Raw genomic sequence first — 17,732 nt, 5'->3', positions numbered from 1 at the left:
ATTATTCGCATCCTTGTCGTCGTTATTACCCTGGAGAAGGATAAAAACGATGACGTCAGGTTACAAATAGGTTAATAAAAAACTCAAATTGATCCCGCAAATATAATACGCTGCAAAACCCTTACAATAAACAGGTTTTTATTGAATCACATTTACGTTTTTCGACGACGATCAATTTATAGCAAAATTACCACTTTTCGGCCATTTTGATCCGGGACAATTTAGCGCCTTTTGATGGGTTTTTCCAAGGATTAAACTTTGATTTAAATCAAAAACAAGCATTGATGTTAACCATGTTTAATCATGGTGAGAATGGTAAAAACCATGTTAATGATATGTGCATGCAAAGATGAGATTGGTTATCGAAGACGGGTAAAAATATAAACAGAAGTGATTTTAATTAACGCGAAAGAAAGCAGCATTTCAACGGGGGACAAACAATAAAGCGTAGTCGGGCCAGGTTATTTTTCCATTGCATTTATGCACCCCTCCGAAATTACATTTAATTTACTTTTGACACCCCATAAGTTAACACCGCTGTGTGACTATTTAATGAAAAAAGGCCGCCTTCTCTGCAGCCTTTTTTTATCGCGGGTTCAGGCGAAAAGAATACTAAAGGTGCGCGACTGCCCCGGCCTGAATGCCCCGACAATACCCTTTTCTTCACACCGATCCATTATCCGTTCGTTCATGTCCGTTTCACGCCACCGTTTCACCGTTGGATTCATGGATAACGTCGTGTCACATGCGCTGGACGCCGAAGAGTTGAACAGGCGGAGAATGAGCTCATCACGATCTTCAGCCTTTTTGAGCGCACTGAGCACGCATCCCGTTGGCGAAAGCGCTAACAGACTGTAACTTTCCGGCGTGATAAACGACGCGCGATTCAGTTTCATCGCATCCCAGGGAATTTTGTTATAGCACTGCACCGGTGTTAACCACGATTTAGCCTGCTGTGCGACGCCCGCGTTTTCTGGCGTACCGCTAAAGCTGAAGAGGCTAAAGCGACAGGTTAACAGCCCGCGTACCTGAGAGTCAGGAACAGGCATTTTGATCCCCGAAGGTCTGCCTGGACGCAACAGCAAATCTTCTTTCCCGAGCAGCCCCACGCCGCGCAGCAAGGTTAAGGCGAATGCTTTTTTGTCATCGCCCACCACTTCAAACTCGCGCAGTCCCTCGGTGAAGAGCGCCAGCCCGTTGCGCTTTTCCTGCAGGACGGCATAGTTGAGTAAATTCCAGACGGGAACCGGCGCTTCTTTCCAGCCCTCCTCATGCCAGGTTGCCATCGCCGCGTCCTGCACCGGCCGAATGAGCGAGCCAAACTGCGTATCCGCTAACACGTCCTCTGTCATAAACGGCGTTGGGATCAGCACGCGAACGCGGTGGTCGTCAGCCTGGTTATCCAGACGCACGGCGACATCGATACGCCTGCTGTTATGGCTAAGCGTGACGTCAAACTCCACGTTGAGTGAGCCGTTTCGCTGACGCGCCGCGCGTTCAGCCAGATTTGCCGGAACGGCGATCCGATGGCGGATAGCCGCCCTGCTCTGCCAGCCTTCGTGCGTGACCTCAACCTCATGTTCGCCCTGCGCTGACGTGAGCCTCCACTCTTCCCGGGAAGGCGAGTAGTCGTACTCATCCCCATCGTCCGAACTCTCTTCGATTTCCAGTACGCGGTCATAGATAAGCCCGCTTTCTTTGTCGCGCAGGCGCAGCGTGCCGTCGCCATTTAAATCAATCTGCCAGAAGGCATTTTCAAGTAAGGATTCGGCATTTTTCACCGCCGGGAGCACCTTCCCGGCCACGTTCGGCTCGATATACAGCGTACGGTAGCCCATCGATGGCAGTATCTGGCTGAGCTGAATATCAAACTCCATAAACGGTTCGTAATTGCCGTAATGGACAATCTGCCGGTCAATAAGGCCGGGGTCGAGTTCGCGCGCGCTGCGAATGAAATAGGGGATCTCGTTGCCTTTTTCATCCCGCAGTCTGAACTGGCTGGCCCGCAGCCGAATCGTGGTGTTCATCACCTCTTCACGCGGCCAGGGCATCAGGTTGAACATCACCAGCTTATCGGCGTCGCTTTGCGGCATGTTGTCGACAATCTTGCGCATATAGAAACGCACCAGGTTGTCCGCCATGTCCTCAGCCAGCTCAAAGCGGGAGACAATCTCGCGGTGCACCTTATCGCTGCAGCAGCAGCCGATGCTGTCGTGAGCATGGTTTTTGAGGATCTCTTTCCACATCTTCTCCAGCAGGCCGTGGTGGTAGTCGAAGCCCAGCGTCCAGGCAAGCGCCGCCAGCGGCTCGAGGATATTGACAATTTTGTTCTCAATACGCGCGTGGGCGATTTTAATGTCCATGCGCGTGGAGCCGATGGTGCGGTGAACGCGCATGTATTTCCCGTCGATAAACTCTCCTTTCAGCGTCGCCAGTTCGTCGCGGTGCGCGTCGATACAATCAAACACCTCTTCAAACCGGCTCATCACGAACTGACGCTGGGGATAGATTTCACGAAGCTTATCCATCACCGCGAAAATATTCTGCTGCAGCGGCATCTGGTCGTGACCGTTGGGCAGTAAAATCTCTTTGGTAACGGAGGCGTTTTCCAGTACCTCGAAATAGCTGTCGAGTCGTTTTCTCAGCCCTGCTTCGTCCTCCGGTAAGTACTTACCAATCGCATAGCCCAGCGGCAGTACCTGCGCCGTCACTTCACTGCCGTCCTGGCTCTGCCAGAGAAACTCGGTTTTGTCGGTCCCGTGTCGTTCCGAGCAGCCGCGCCAGAACATCGTGCGGGTAATGCCAAATCCGTTATAGATATGCGGAAGCTGGCCGGACATACCAAACGAATCCGGCAGATAGCCGATCTTCATCGGCTCGCCGAACGCCATACAGTCGCGCATGCCGTACATAAGATTGCGGACAATCGACTCACCGCTGACAATCGTGGTATCGGTCTGGGTATACCAGGGGCCGATAATCAGCTTTCCGCGCGCCACAAGCGCTTTCACCCGAGAGCGGTTTTCAGGCACGACGGAAAAATAATCCTCCAGCACCGCCGTCTGTCCATCGAGGACATAATATTTATACTCGTCATCCTGCTCCAGACGGGTCAGGATCTCTTCCATATTATTGACCAGAAGAATACGCGACTCTTCGGTGGTGAAGTACCACTCACGGTCCCAGTGCATATGCGGCGTGATATGAACGCGAGATACAGCTTTCATCTTCGTTTCCTGTTTGTGCGTTGTTACGGTATGGCGTCTTCAGTGACGTAGTTGCCCTTTTTCACCGCCTGGCGTCGCCAGAGCAGCAGAATAAAGGTGGAGATTGCGGTACCCACCAGCGCCGCGCCAAACCAGCCCGCCGCCGCAACCACACCGCTCACCCCGGCATCGTGAAGTAAAAATAGAGAGAAAATACCGGCCCCCGGCGTGGACAACCCGATTCCCATCGCGCCGACAATCGCGCCTGTTACCATGGAGCCGAGCACAAATGAACCAATGACGCGAAGCGGATCTTCAATCGCCATCGGAATCGCCCCCTCGGTGATGCCCGCGAGGCCAAGCAGCCAGGTGGATTTACCGGTTTCAATTTCAAACGGTTTAAACAGTTTCGGTGCCAGCAACGTTGACGCCGTGACGGTGAAGGCCGACACCATTTTGACGGAGGCAAAGATGGCATAGGGACCGTATACCCCGTTAGCCATCGCGCCCAGGCAGAACGCATAAGAGGCCTTGTTGACCGGGCCCCCCAAATCGAACGAGCACATAAACCCGAGGATCGCCCCCAGGAGCAGCGCATTCGCACCGGACAAACCGTTAAGCCAGGCGGTGAGCGTAGTATTAAGCCAGGCCACCGGCTCACCGATCACAAACAGCATCAGGCTGCCCGCCCCCAGTACGCCAATAACCGGATAGAGATAAAAAGTTAAAAAACCGTTGAAGCGGCTACTCAGGCGAATGTGATTTTTCACCCAGCGCATCAGGTAACCCGCAATCAGCCCGCCGATGATAGCGCCGAGAAAACCGGAGCCGATCATATTGGCCGCAAGACCGGCCGCAAAGCCCGGGGTCAGCGCGGGTTTATCCGCCAGCGAGTAAGCGGTATAGGCCGCCAGAACAGGGACCATCAAAATGCCGAGCATGCCGCCGCCAAGCTTGCGGTACATCCACAGCCATGAGTTTTCCTGGTCGAACAGGTGCTGCAGGCCCAGGATTTGCGCCAGCAGTACCGACACGGCGAGTACCGTCCCGCCGGCGACGATCAGCGGCACCGCAAAGGAGATACCGCTAAGGAGCGCCTGCTTGAGCTCAGTTTTAACGCTCTTTTTTTCTGCCTGTCCGGGGTGCGCTTCAGACGAAGACGGTAATGCCAGCGCGCGCTCAATTAACGCTTCAGCATGGCGCAGGGGTTCCGCGACGGGCACGGAAATGGCGGGGATCCCCTGAAAACGCTCGCTCTCTTTGATCGCCACTTCTGCGGCAAAGATACACGCTTTGGCCTCCTGCAACTGCTGCTCGGTGATGCGCCCCTCAATGCCATTCGCCCCCTGCTTTTCGACCACAACGTTGACGCCCAGCTTACGTCCCGCTTTTTCCAGGTACTCGGCTGCCATATAGGTATGGGCAATCCCGGCCGGACAGGCGGTGACGCAGATGACGGTTGGTGCATTCACCAATGTGGCAACCTCGTCTTCCTGCGAGCCACCGTTCAGCGCATCAAGCAGATCCTCCGCCGTCGCTGCAGCCATAACGCGTTCCCGGAGTGCATCATCAGCCAGGCGAGACGTCAGCGCCGTCAGTACCTGGATATGCGTGGATCCCGCTTCAGCAGGCGGGATGGCAAGCAGGACGATCAGCTCAACGTTTTCAGGGCCGTCCACCCCCTCCCACTCCAGCGGTTCGCTCAGCGTAGCAACCGCAAAAGCCGCTTCGTTCACCGCACTCGATTTACCATGCGGAACAGCCAGCCCTTCCCCGAGTGCGGTCGGTCCTTGTGATTCACGACGGTAAACCTCCGCCAGAAACGCATCGCCATCGGTAATTTTGCCCAGCGCCACCAGTCGCATCGTAAGCTGGCGAATTGCCTCATCACGGCTGGCATAGTGCGCCTGCACGCAGACAGCGCTGGAGTGGGTCAGAGTCGTCAGGTTCATAAGATCCTCACACGTAACTTGTTATTGTCTGGCGGCAATTGTGGCAGGCAATGCAATACATTTATGTGATCACTTTCACTAACAGTGCAAATTTGTATTTAACTTGTATTATTTACAAATTTTACGCTGAAGGCATAATTCCGTGAAAAGGTATTAGAAAGGCAGATTCTATGGGTAACAAACCGATGTACCGGCAGATAGCCGATGCGCTTCGCGAGAAAATCAATGCGGGCGAGTTAAAACCTGGCGATGCGTTACCGACGGAATCCAGCCTTCAGGAGGCGTTCAACGTGAGCCGTGTAACGGTGAGGCAGGCGCTGAAGCTGCTGACGGAAGAGCAGATCGTCGAGAGTATTCAGGGCAGCGGCACCTACGTAAAAGAAGAGCGCGTTAACTACGACATTTACCAGCTCACCGGCTTTTACGAAAAGCTGGCGGACCGAAACGTCGACACGCACAGCGACGTCAGCGTCTTCGAAGTGGTGAAAGCCGATGAGAGGCTCACCGCAAGGCTGGCGATCAACCCGGACGATAAAGTCTGGCACGTCAAACGCGTCCGCTTTATCAAACAAAAACCGGTGAATCTGGAAGAAACATGGATGCCGCTGGCGATGTTCCCCGACCTCACCTGGGAAGTGATGGAGAATTCGAAATACCACTACGTTGAGCAGATCAAAAAGCTGGTTATCGATCGCAGCGAGCAGGAACTGGTACCGATCATGCCGTCAGAAGAGGCGATTGCCGCGCTGTCGCTCGATCCGGCAAAGCCGATCCTGGAAAAAGTCTCGCGCGGGTTTCTGAAGGACGGACGGGTATTTGAATACAGCCGCAACGTGTTCAATACCGACGATTACAAGTTCACTCTCGTTGCCAAACGCAGGCAATAAAAAAGGCCGCTTTACAGCGGCCAACCATGTCGAAACGGACATTTTTTTATTTCAACGCGCCCCATCCAGGGCGCAGAGAGGACTTACTTAATGATGGATTTCAGTGCTTCGCCGATATCCGCCAGGCTGCGAACGGTCTTCACGCCTGCGGCTTCCAGCGCTGCGAATTTCTCATCAGCCGTACCTTTACCACCAGCGATGATCGCGCCTGCGTGACCCATACGCTTGCCTTTCGGCGCGGTCACACCTGCGATATAGCCCACAACCGGCTTGGTCACGTGCTCTTTGATGTAAGCAGCCGCTTCTTCTTCCGCGCTACCGCCGATCTCACCGATCATTACGATCGCTTCGGTCTGCGGATCTTCCTGGAACAGTTTCAGGATGTCGATGAAGTTAGAACCCGGGATTGGGTCACCGCCGATGCCCACACAGGTGGACTGGCCGAAGCCGTAATCTGTGGTCTGCTTAACCGCTTCATAGGTCAGCGTACCGGAACGGGAAACGATGCCCACTTTGCCCGGCTTATGAATGTGACCCGGCATGATGCCGATTTTGCATTCGCCCGGGGTGATCACGCCTGGGCAGTTCGGGCCGATCATGCGCACGCCTGCTTCATCCAGCTTCACCTTCACGGTCAGCATATCCAGCGTCGGGATACCTTCGGTGATGGTGATGATCAGTTTGATGCCTGCGTCGATCGCTTCCAGAATGGAGTCTTTGCAGAACGGCGCTGGAACGTAGATCACGGTCGCGGTTGCGCCCGTCGCTTCTACCGCTTCACGCACGGTGTTGAACACCGGCAGGCCCAGGTGCGTGGTGCCGCCTTTGCCTGGAGTTACGCCGCCAACCATCTGCGTACCGTAGGCAATCGCCTGTTCGGAGTGGAATGTCCCCTGGCTACCGGTGAAGCCCTGGCAGATAACCTTGGTATCTTTATTAATTAAAACTGACATTATTTCCCCTCCACTGCGGCAACAACCTGCTGAGCTGCATCCGTCAGACTTTTCGCTGCAATAATATTCAGGCCGCTGTCAGCCAGTTTTTTCGCGCCGAGTTCAGCGTTGTTACCTTCCAGACGCACAACAACCGGTACGTTAACACCCACTTCTTCTACCGCACCGATGATGCCGTCGGCAATCAGGTCGCAACGCACGATGCCGCCGAAGATGTTAACCAGAACCGCCTTCACGTTATCGTCAGAGAGGATGATTTTGAACGCTTCGGTTACGCGCTCTTTGGTTGCGCCACCGCCCACGTCGAGGAAGTTTGCTGGCTCACCGCCGTGCAGCTTAACGATGTCCATGGTGCCCATTGCCAGGCCCGCACCGTTAACCATGCAGCCGATGTTGCCATCCAGCGCGACGTAGTTCAGCTCCCACTGTGCAGCCTGTGCTTCACGCGGATCTTCCTGAGACTGGTCGCGCATTTCACGCAGATCGGACTGGCGGAACAGCGCGTTGCCGTCAGCGCCCAGCTTGCCGTCGAGGCAGATCAGGTCGCCCTGGGTGGTGATCACCAGCGGGTTGATCTCGATCAGCGCCAGATCGCGCTCCAGGAAAATGTTCGCCAGACCCATGAAGATCTTGGTGAACTGCTGAACCAGCTTGCCTTCCAGGCCCAGTTTGAACGCCAGCTCGCGACCCTGGTAAGGCATTGGGCCCGCCAGCGGATCGATAGCCACTTTGTGGATCAGGTGCGGGGTTTCTTCCGCCACTTTTTCGATTTCCACGCCGCCTTCGGTAGACGCCATGAACACTACGCGACGGGAGCTACGGTCAACAACCGCGCCCAGGTACAGCTCTTTCGCGATGTCGGTCGCCGCTTCAACCAGGATCTGGTTAACCGGCTGGCCGTTTGCATCTGTCTGGTAGGTCACCAGACGTTTGCCGAGCCAATGTTCAGCAAACGCACGAATTTCTTCTTTGCTCTTAACAACCTTCACACCGCCCGCTTTACCACGGCCACCAGCGTGAACCTGACACTTAACTACCCACGGGCCGGCACCGATTTTAGATGCGGCTTCTTCTGCTTCACGCGGGGTAGTACAGGCATAACCCACCGGAGCCGGTAAGCCATACCGGGCAAACAGCTGTTTGGCCTGATATTCATGTAAGTTCATGTGTTCTATCCATCCTTCAGGGTAATCGTTATCTTCAAACCTGTAGACCGGCGCGGTGTGTGTGCCGGATGGCGCTACGCTTATCCGGCCTACAGGGCAGGTGACGCTAAAACGTTACTAGACGTCCAGCAGCAGACGCGTTGGATCTTCCAGCAGCTCTTTAATCGCTACCAGGAAGCCCACGGACTCGCGGCCGTCGATCAGGCGGTGATCGTAAGAGAGCGCCAGGTACATCATTGGCAGGATCTCCACTTTACCGTCTACCGCCATAGGGCGATCTTTAATGGCATGCATACCCAGGATCGCGCTCTGCGGCGGGTTAATGATCGGGGTAGACATCAGCGAACCAAATACGCCGCCGTTGGTAATGGTGAAGTTACCGCCGGTCAGATCGTCTACGGTCAGCTTGCCGTCGCGGCCTTTCACAGCCAGCTCTTTGATGTTTTTCTCAATATCAGCCATGCCCAGGGTATCTACGTCACGCAGAACCGGGGTCACCAGGCCACGCGGGGTAGAAACCGCCATGCTGACGTCGAAGTAGTTGTGGTAAACCACGTCATCGCCGTCGATAGAGGCGTTCACTTCCGGGTAGCGTTTCAGCGCTTCAACCACCGCCTTCACGTAGAAGGACATAAAGCCCAGACGGATACCGTGACGTTTTTCAAACGCGTCACCGTACTGCTTACGCAGGTCCATGATTGGCTTCATGTTCACTTCGTTGAAGGTGGTCAGCATCGCGGTGGAGTTTTTCGCTTCCAGCAGACGCTCGGCCACACGCTTACGCAGGCGAGTCATCGGCACGCGTTTTTCGCTGCGTGCGCCCAGAGCAGGCTGCGCTGCCGGTGCTGCCGCAGGGGCTTTGGCTTCTGCTTTCGCAGGCGCTTTCGCCAGGTGCTTTTCGATATCTTCGCGCGTCAGACGTCCACCCACACCGGTGCCTTTAATGGCTGCCGCGTCCAGGTTGTGCTCAGCCAGCAGACGACGGATCGCCGGGCTCAGTGCGTCGTTGGTTTGCTCTTCCAGAGACGCCTGCTGGCGCTGCGCTGGGGTAGAGGCTTTCTCATCAGACTTGGCGCTGGACTCTTTGCCCGCGCTGTTGCCTTCACGCAGGCGACCCAGGATCTGACGAGAGGTGACGGTGGTACCTTCATCTTCCAGCACCGCGTCCAGAACGCCATCCGCCGAAGCCGGTACTTCCAGTACCACTTTGTCAGTTTCGATTTCTACCAGCACTTCATCGCGCTTAACGGCATCGCCCGGTTTTTTGTGCCAGGTGGCGACGGTCGCATCTGCTACGGATTCAGGCAGGTCGGGAACAAGAATATCTACGCTACTCATTATGTATCCTTTAATTAATCGACGTTCAGCGCGTCATTGACCAGATCTTGTTGCTGCTTCTGGTGAACGGACATATACCCTACCGCCGGAGAGGCGGAGGCCGGGCGACCTGCATAACGCAGAGCAGACCCAAATGGAATCACTTCACGGAAATGATGCTGGCTGCAGTACCATGCGCCCTGGTTAAGCGGCTCTTCCTGGCACCAGACAAAATCATGTACGTGAGCGTACTGTTTCAGCACGTCCTGCATCGCCTGATGCGGGAACGGATAAAGCTGCTCGATACGCACGATGGCGACATCTTTCTGATCGTTCTTGCGGCGCTGTTCCAGCAGGTCGTAATAAACCTTACCAGAACACATCACGACACGCTTCACGCCCTTCGGATCCAGTTCGTCAATCTCGCCGATGGCTGGCAGGAAGGTGCCGTTGGCCAGTTCATCCAGGCTTGAAACAGCCAGCGGATGACGCAGCAGAGATTTTGGTGACATCACCACCAGCGGACGGCGCATACCGCGCAGCGCCTGACGACGCAGCATGTGGTACACCTGAGCCGGGGTGGACGGCACGCAGACCTGCATGTTCTGCTCGGCGCAGAGCTGCAGATAACGTTCCAGACGCGCGGAAGAGTGCTCCGGACCCTGTCCTTCATAACCGTGCGGCAGCAGCATCACCAGACCACACATGCGGCCCCACTTCTGCTCGCCGGAGGAGATGAACTGGTCGATAACCACCTGCGCACCGTTGGCGAAGTCACCGAACTGCGCTTCCCAGATGGTCAGGGTGCGTGGTTCTGCGGTGGCGTAGCCGTATTCGAAGGCCAGTACCGCTTCTTCAGACAGCACGGAGTCCCAGACCTTGAACTGGCCCTGACCGTTGTGCACGTGCTGCAGCGGGGTGTAAGTTGAACCGTTGGACTGGTTGTGAACCACCGCGTGACGGTGGAAGAAGGTACCACGGCCCGCATCTTCACCGGACAGACGAACAGGAATACCTTCGTCAACCAGGGTCGCATAGGCCAGGGTTTCTGCACCGCCCCAGTCGAACAGCTTCTCGCCTGCCGCCATGGCCTGACGGTCACCGTAGATTTTCGCTACGCGAGACTGCATTTCGATAGCGTCCGGTACGGTGCTGATGCGTTTAGCCAGCTCTTGCAGGCGCTTCATCTCAACCTTGTTCGGGTAGCTCTCATCCCATTCGTGGTTGAGGTACGGCGACCAGGTAAAGGAGTGCATGTTCATTGGGCGCAGCTCTTTCACTACGCATTCACCCGCATCCAGCGCGTCGCGGTAAAGATTGACCAGCTCGGTCGCATCTTCCAGCGTCGCCACTTTGTCCGCTTCCAGCTTGTCAGCATAGATTTTGCGCGGGGTCGGGTGTTTTTTGATTTTCTGATACATCAACGGCTGGGTTGCACTTGGCTCATCAGCTTCGTTGTGGCCGTGACGGCGGTAGCAGAACAGGTCGATCAGCACGTCGCGTTTAAAGGTGTTACGGAAGTCGAGCGCCAGACGGGTGACGAAAGCGACCGCTTCCGGGTCATCCGCATTCACGTGGAAGATTGGCGCCTGCACCATCTTACCGATGTCGGTGCAGTATGGGGTAGAACGCGCGTCCAGCGGGTTAGAGGTGGTGAAGCCCACCTGGTTGTTGATCACGATGCGAACGGTACCGCCCACTTCGTAACCACGCGCTTTCGACATGTTCAGGGTTTCCTGAACCACGCCCTGACCGGTAATCGCCGCATCACCGTGAATGGTGATTGGCAGAACTTTGTTGCTGCTCGGTTCGTCCAGACGATCCAGACGCGCACGCACAGAACCGATAACCACCGGGCTAACGATTTCAAGGTGCGACGGGTTAAACGCCAGCGCCAGGTGAACCAGACCGCCTTCGGTTTCGATATCAGACGAGAAGCCCATGTGGTACTTCACGTCGCCGGTGCCGAGGTGTTCTTTGTGTTTGCCCGCGAACTCGTCGAACAGGTCCTGCGGCTTTTTACCCAGCACGTTGACCAGCACGTTCAGACGACCGCGGTGCGCCATGCCCAGTACCACTTCACGGGTACCGCTGTTGCCCGCGTGGCGAATCAGCTCTTTCAGCATTGGCACTAACGCGTCACCGCCTTCCAGCGAGAAGCGTTTTGCACCCGGGAATTTCGCGCCCAGATAGCGCTCAAGGCCTTCTGCTGCAGTCAGTTCGCTGAGGAAACGTTTTTTCTCGTCAGCGGAGAATGTCGCGTGGCCCGCCACGGATTCGATACGCTGCTGGATCCAGCGTTTCTCTTCGGTAGAGGTGATGTGCATGTATTCCGCGCCGATGGAGCCGCAGTAGGTTTGCTTGAGCGCGTTAATCAGTTCGCCCAGCTTCATCGTGTCTTTGCCGATGGCAAAGGAACCTACGTTAAAGCTTTCCTGGAAATCGGCCTCGGTCAGATCGTGATACGCCGGATCGAGATCGGCCACACGTTCCTGCTGCCACAGTCCCAGCGGATCGAGATTCGCATGCTGGTGACCGCGGAAGCGATAAGCGTTGATGAGCTGCAGGACTTTAACCTGCTTCGCATTGGTGTCAGGGTCGGAAATCGCAGAAGAGTAACGTGAGGCATCCTTCGCCAGACGGCGGAAATAATCACGTGTTTTGGAGTGGAATTGATCCGGTTTGACTCCCGTGCCAGGCAACTCCTGGAACATGGAACGCCAGTTTGCGTCCACTGAGTCAGGATCGGTTAAGAAGTCTTCATAGAGCTGTTCAATCCAGCTCTGGTTCGCACCAGAAAGGAAAGAAGAGTCCAGCCAGGCTTTCATTGCGCCGTTCTGCATCGTGATCCCTTAAGCATTTTTATGCTTACTTTCGCCGTAGAAACTACCACGCACACCACGTGTACGTGCCGGGGTTCACCTGCGAGCTCTTTTCATTTGGCCCGCGAAGGAACCTTTAGAAACTGTCTAGACTTCAGGGCAGTTTTTAAAGGTTTCTGCAATTTGCCCGGTGGCGCTACGCTTACCGGGCCTACTGTTACGTAGGCCGGATAAGCGCAGCGCCATCCGGCGTTTTTACTTACGCACTGCGCTGCAGCAGCATCGACTTAATATGGCCGATGGCGCGCGTCGGGTTTAGCCCCTTAGGACACACACTGACGCAGTTCATGATGCTATGGCAGCGGAATACGCTGAAAGCGTCACTCAGTCCTTCCAGACGGTTATCGGTTTCGGTGTCGCGGCTATCGATCAGGAAGCGATAGGCAGCCAGCAGACCGGCCGGGCCGATAAACTTGTCCGGGTTCCACCAGAACGACGGGCAGGACGTAGAACAACATGCGCAGAGAATACACTCGTACAGCCCATCGAGTTTTTCACGCTGCTCAGGAGACTGTAAGTGCTCGCGAGCGGGTGGATTTTGCCCATTATTCAATAAGTAAGGCTTAATCTTCTCATATTGTGCATAGAATTGCCCCATGTCTACCACCAAATCACGCACGACCGGCAGGCCTGGCAGAGGACGGATAACAATTTTCTGACCAGGACGCTGCAACGCTGAAATTGGCGTGATGCAGGCCAGACCATTTTTGCCGTTCATGTTCACACCGTCAGAGCCACAGACCCCTTCACGGCAGGAGCGGCGGAACGACAGCGTTGGATCTTTTTCTTTCAGCTGCATTAAGGCATCCAGCAGCATCATGTCGCGACCTTCTTCCGCTTCCAGGGTGTAATCCTGCATACGCGGAGCGTCGTCTACATCCGGGTTATAACGATAAACTGAGAATTCGAGTTTCATTATCCTGTCTCCGCATTAGTAAGTACGAATCTTCGGCGGGAACGCCGGACGCAGTTTCGGTTCCATGTTGACGCTACGACGCGTCATGGATTCCGACTCTGGCAGATACAGGGAATGGCACAGCCAGTTTTCGTCATCACGATCCGGGAAGTCGAAGCGGCTATGCGCGCCACGGCTTTCGGTACGGAAGTTTGCCGACACCGCAGTGGCGTAAGCGGTTTCCATCAGGTTATCCAGCTCCAGGCACTCTACGCGCTGGGTGTTGAACTCGCTTGAGGTATCGTCCAGACGGGCATTTTTCAGACGCTCGCGGATCGCTTTCAGCTGTTCAAGGCCTTTGGCCATCGCGTCACCTTCGCGGAATACCGAGAAGTTATGCTGCATGCATTCCTGCAGCGCTTTACGGATTTCCACCGGATCTTCGCCGTTACGGTTACCGTTCCAGCGGTTGAGGCGCGCAAGAGAGGCATCAATTTCGTCATCGGTTGCATCACGCAGTGCGCCCTGCTCGGCAATGGATTCCTGCAGATGCAGACCCACTGCACGACCAAACACCACCAGGTCCAGCAGGGAGTTGCCGCCCAGACGGTTTGCGCCGTGTACGGATACGCAGGCAATTTCGCCTACCGCGAACAGGCCAGGAATAACCACGTCTTCGCCCTGCTCGTTCACGGTCAGCGCCTGACCGGTCACTTTGGTCGGAATACCGCCCATCATGTAGTGGCAGGTTGGGATAACCGGAATCGGCTCTTTCACCGGGTCGACGTGTGCGAAGGTGCGGGACAGCTCCAGGATACCCGGCAGACGGGATTCCAGAACCTCTTTACCCAAGTGGTCGAGTTTCAGCTTCGCGTGTGGACCCCATGGGCCGTCACAGCCGCGGCCTTCACGGATTTCGATCATGATGGAACGCGCCACCACGTCACGACCCGCCAGGTCTTTCGCATTCGGGGCATAACGCTCCATGAAGCGCTCGCCGTGCTTGTTCAACAGGTAACCGCCTTCACCACGGCAGCCTTCTGTTACCAGAACGCCTGCACCGGCGATACCGGTCGGGTGGAACTGCCACATTTCCATATCCTGCACCGGCACGCCCGCGCGGATAGCCATACCGACACCGTCACCGGTGTTGATGTGGGCGTTGGTGGTGGACTGATAAATACGGCCTGCGCCGCCGGTCGCCAGCACGGTAGCGCGGGCTTTGAAGTAAACCACTTCACCGGTTTCGATGCACAGCGCGGTACAACCGACGATTGCGCCATCGGCGTTTTTCACCAGATCCAGCGCATACCACTCGGAGAAAATTGTGGTGTGGTTTTTCAGGTTCTGCTGATACAGAGTGTGCAGCAGTGCGTGACCGGTACGATCAGCCGCTGCCGCAGTACGTGCCGCCTGCTCGCCGCCGAAATCTTTCGACTGGCCGCCAAACGGACGTTGATAGATGGTGCCATTTTCCAGACGGGAGAACGGCAGACCCATGTGGTCCAGCTCCAGAATCGCTTCCGGGCCGGTTTTACACATATATTCGATGGCGTCCTGGTCACCGATGTAATCGGAACCTTTTACCGTGTCGTACATGTGCCATTCCCAGTTATCTTCATGGGTATTACCCAGCGCAACGGTGATACCGCCCTGCGCAGACACGGTGTGCGAACGGGTTGGGAACACTTTAGAGAGCAGCGCACAGGTTTGGCCGCTCTGGGAAATTTGCAGTGCGGCACGCATACCTGCGCCACCGGCACCAATCACTACAGCATCAAATTCTCTGACTGGCAGTTTCATTACACACCCCACACCACAACGAATCCATAAATAACGTAAACCACCAGGGCAACAACAATAACCAGCTGCAGAGGAAGGCGAATCGCCAGTGGTTTAACGTAATCGGTCAACACCTGCCACATGCCAATCCAGGCATGAATAAGGATGGAGAACAGCGCCAGCAGGGTGAACACTTTGGTGAAGGCAGATCCGAAGAACCCGCTCCAGATTTCCCACGTCAGCGTGCCGCTGGTCGCGAAGAAACCGATCATATAGATGATGTAAAGGGTGAGAACGATGGCGGTAGCACGGACCAGGATGAAGTCATGTACGCCGTTGCGTCCTAATGCGGAGGCGTTGCTTACCATACGAGAACTCCTGCGAGAAGTGAAAGCACGACAGTGATTACAAATGAAATGTTAGCGGAGCGTTTCCCAGCTTCGAAAGTCTCTTCCAGGTAGCCAAAGTCCATCAGCATATGGCGAACACCCACCACAACGTGGTACGCCAGCGCGGTCAGAATGCCCCACATGATAAATTTCACGAAGAAGCTGTTCATAATGGCAGAGGCCTGGAGGAATCCTTCAGGAGAAGAGAGGCTGGTTCCCAGTAACCACAGCAAAATACCGACCGCCACAAACGTAATCACACCGGAGACGCGGTGCAAAATGGACGCTATTGCTGTTACAGGGAATCGGATCGTTTTGAGATCCAGATTGACAGGTCTTTGTTTTTTCACATTTCTTATCATGAATAACGCCCACATGCTGTTCTTATTGTTTCCTTCCTCCGGACTGCGATGCGGGTCAAGCAGCGTTCCTTTTCTATAACTGCGCGTCATGCAAAACATTGCTTCCAAATGCTAAAACGACACGTTACAACGCTGGGTGGCTCGGGATTGCAGGGTGTTCCGGAGACCTGGCGGCAGTATAGGCCGTTCACAAAATCATTACAATTAACCTACATACAGTTTGTCGGGTTTTCTCTGGAACAGTGATCAGGGTCACGATAACAACATCTTTTTAATTTTTAATCATCTGATTTGACAAATGTTAAACAATATTGTTACAAACGTCAGCAGAAAAGGCATATAATGCGCAAAAGTTATGAGGTCTCACTTTCACCTGACAAATAGTTATGTAACAGTGTGATGGTATTGACCGAAGTTATCAGGACAGTTATTAGTGGTATACAGGTTTGAATAATTCGGACTGCAAAAACGCTGATTTGCTGTTGTTTCACTGATATTTCATTCGTTTACCTGCAAGGCGCCATAGCTCTGTACCCTGGTTTGTCCTCGTGAGCTGAGCGGTAAGCCAAATAACAATCTGGTAACGGTGATTAACAGCTGAAAGCAAATCCGGTAAAGCGCAGTCTTAAGCATAAGGCGCTAAGGAGACCGTAAATGGCTGATACAAAGGCAAAGCTCACCCTGGGTGGTGACACTGCTATTGAACTGGATGTGCTAAAAGGCACGCTCGGTCAGGATGTTATTGATATCCGTACGCTGGGTTCCAAAGGAGTTTTCACCTTTGACCCTGGATTTACCTCTACCGCATCTTGCGAATCCAAAATCACCTACATTGACGGTGACGAAGGTATCCTGCTCCATCGCGGCTTCCCCATCGATCAGTTAGCCACCGAATCCAACTATCTGGAAGTGTGCTACATCCTGCTGAACGGCGAAAAACCGACGCAGGCCCAGTACGATGAATTCAAAACCACCGTGACCCGTCACACCATGATCCATGAGCAGATTACCCGTCTGTTCCATGCGTTCCGTCGTGACTCTCACCCGATGGCGGTGATGTGCGGGATTACCGGTGCGCTGGCGGCGTTCTACCACGACTCCCTTGACGTGAATAACCCGCGTCACCGCGATATCGCGGCGTTCCGCCTGCTGTCCAAAATGCCGACCATGGCGGCGATGTGCTACAAATACTCCATCGGCCAGCCGTTTGTGTATCCGCGCAACGACCTCTCCTACGCGGGTAACTTCCTGCGCATGATGTTCTCCACGCCGTGCGAAGAGTACGAAGTGAATCCGGTACTGGAACGCGCGATGGACCGTATTCTGATCCTGCACGCTGACCACGAACAAAACGCTTCGACCTCCACCGTCCGTACCGCAGGCTCTTCAGGCGCGAACCCGTTCGCCTGTATCGCTGCGGGCATCGCCTCCCTGTGGGGACCGGCGCACGGCGGCGCGAACGAAGCGGCGCTGAAGATGCTGGAAGAGATCAGCACCGTTGAGCACATTCCTGAGTTCGTGCGTCGCGCGAAAGACAAGAATGACTCCTTCCGCCTGATGGGCTTCGGTCACCGTGTTTACAAAAACTACGACCCGCGCGCGACCGTCATGCGTGAGACCTGCCATGAAGTGCTGAAAGAGCTGGGTACCAAAGATGACCTGCTGGAAGTGGCGATGGAGCTGGAACACATCGCGCTGAACGACCCGTACTTCATCGAGAAGAAACTCTACCCGAACGTCGATTTCTACTCTGGCATTATTCTGAAAGCGATGGGTATTCCGTCTTCCATGTTCACCGTGATCTTCGCCATGGCCCGTACCGTAGGCTGGATTGCGCACTGGAACGAAATGCACAGCGAAGGCATGAAAATCGCCCGTCCTCGTCAGCTGTATACCGGCTACGAGCAGCGTGATTTTAAGTCTGATATTAAGCGCTAATAA

12 protein-coding genes are annotated in these 17,732 nt (G+C 54.9%); 2 read left to right on the top strand and 10 right to left on the bottom strand.

Features of this window, described 5'->3' with window-relative positions; all coding sequences use genetic code 11:
• Positions 1–596 precede the first annotated feature (596 nt).
• On the bottom strand, positions 597–3,227 hold the full coding sequence (gene mngB, locus HV355_RS15855; RefSeq protein ID WP_182402591.1) for a mannosylglycerate hydrolase: 2,631 nt from the start codon (positions 3,225–3,227) through the stop codon (positions 597–599).
• 23 nt (positions 3,228–3,250) lie between these two features.
• A complete protein-coding gene (gene mngA, locus HV355_RS15850) occupies positions 3,251–5,158 on the bottom strand; it encodes a PTS 2-O-a-mannosyl-D-glycerate transporter subunit IIABC (RefSeq protein ID WP_182402589.1) in 1,908 nt (635 codons plus the stop codon).
• Between the two features lie 170 nt (positions 5,159–5,328).
• Between mngA and HV355_RS15845 the strand changes: the two genes are divergently transcribed.
• Positions 5,329–6,045, top strand: coding sequence for a GntR family transcriptional regulator (locus HV355_RS15845; protein WP_182402587.1), 717 nt, complete (start codon positions 5,329–5,331; stop codon positions 6,043–6,045).
• Between the two features lie 83 nt (positions 6,046–6,128).
• Here HV355_RS15845 and sucD read toward each other — a convergent pair whose 3' ends face one another.
• The 8 genes from sucD to sdhC all read right to left on the bottom strand — a co-directional run bounded on the left by sucD (position 6,129) and on the right by sdhC (position 15,806).
• Positions 6,129–6,998 carry a succinate--CoA ligase subunit alpha gene (sucD, locus tag HV355_RS15840; RefSeq protein ID WP_008501094.1) on the bottom strand — a complete coding sequence of 290 codons (870 nt, stop codon included), beginning with the start codon at positions 6,996–6,998 and terminating at the stop codon, positions 6,129–6,131.
• Complete coding sequence (sucC, locus tag HV355_RS15835) at positions 6,998–8,164, bottom strand: ADP-forming succinate--CoA ligase subunit beta (protein ID WP_047347067.1); 1,167 nt, start codon at positions 8,162–8,164, stop codon at positions 6,998–7,000. Before sucC ends, sucD begins: the two co-directional genes overlap by 1 nt.
• 117 nt (positions 8,165–8,281) lie before the next feature.
• On the bottom strand, positions 8,282–9,502 hold the full coding sequence (gene odhB / locus HV355_RS15830) for a 2-oxoglutarate dehydrogenase complex dihydrolipoyllysine-residue succinyltransferase (protein WP_089598913.1): 1,221 nt from the start codon (positions 9,500–9,502) through the stop codon (positions 8,282–8,284).
• 14 nt (positions 9,503–9,516) lie between these two features.
• Complete coding sequence (gene sucA / locus HV355_RS15825) at positions 9,517–12,324, bottom strand: 2-oxoglutarate dehydrogenase E1 component (RefSeq protein WP_089598912.1); 2,808 nt, start codon at positions 12,322–12,324, stop codon at positions 9,517–9,519.
• A gap of 238 nt (positions 12,325–12,562) precedes the next feature.
• Entirely contained in the window at positions 12,563–13,279 is a 717-nt protein-coding gene (gene sdhB / locus HV355_RS15820; protein WP_010428707.1) for a succinate dehydrogenase iron-sulfur subunit SdhB, read from the bottom strand.
• Positions 13,280–13,294: 15 nt separating this feature from the next.
• A complete protein-coding gene (sdhA, locus tag HV355_RS15815; protein ID WP_089598911.1) occupies positions 13,295–15,061 on the bottom strand; it encodes a succinate dehydrogenase flavoprotein subunit in 1,767 nt (588 codons plus the stop codon).
• Entirely contained in the window at positions 15,061–15,408 is a 348-nt protein-coding gene (sdhD, locus tag HV355_RS15810; RefSeq protein WP_010428702.1) for a succinate dehydrogenase membrane anchor subunit, read from the bottom strand. Before sdhD ends, sdhA begins: the two co-directional genes overlap by 1 nt.
• On the bottom strand, positions 15,402–15,806 hold the full coding sequence (gene sdhC, locus HV355_RS15805; protein WP_020684965.1) for a succinate dehydrogenase cytochrome b556 subunit: 405 nt from the start codon (positions 15,804–15,806) through the stop codon (positions 15,402–15,404). The genes sdhD and sdhC overlap by 7 nt, the downstream gene beginning before the upstream one ends.
• 639 nt (positions 15,807–16,445) lie before the next feature.
• Here sdhC and HV355_RS15800 point away from each other — a divergent pair.
• Complete coding sequence (locus HV355_RS15800) at positions 16,446–17,729, top strand: citrate synthase (protein ID WP_010428698.1); 1,284 nt, start codon at positions 16,446–16,448, stop codon at positions 17,727–17,729.
• The last annotated feature ends 3 nt before the right edge of the window (positions 17,730–17,732 follow it).

The sequence above is a fragment of the Enterobacter sp. RHBSTW-01064 genome, assembly GCF_014103035.1.
GTDB classification, from domain to species: Bacteria; Pseudomonadota; Gammaproteobacteria; order Enterobacterales; family Enterobacteriaceae; genus Enterobacter; species Enterobacter mori.
Note: the sequence above shows the minus strand (reverse complement) of the source record. Positions and strands in the feature narration are given on the sequence as shown.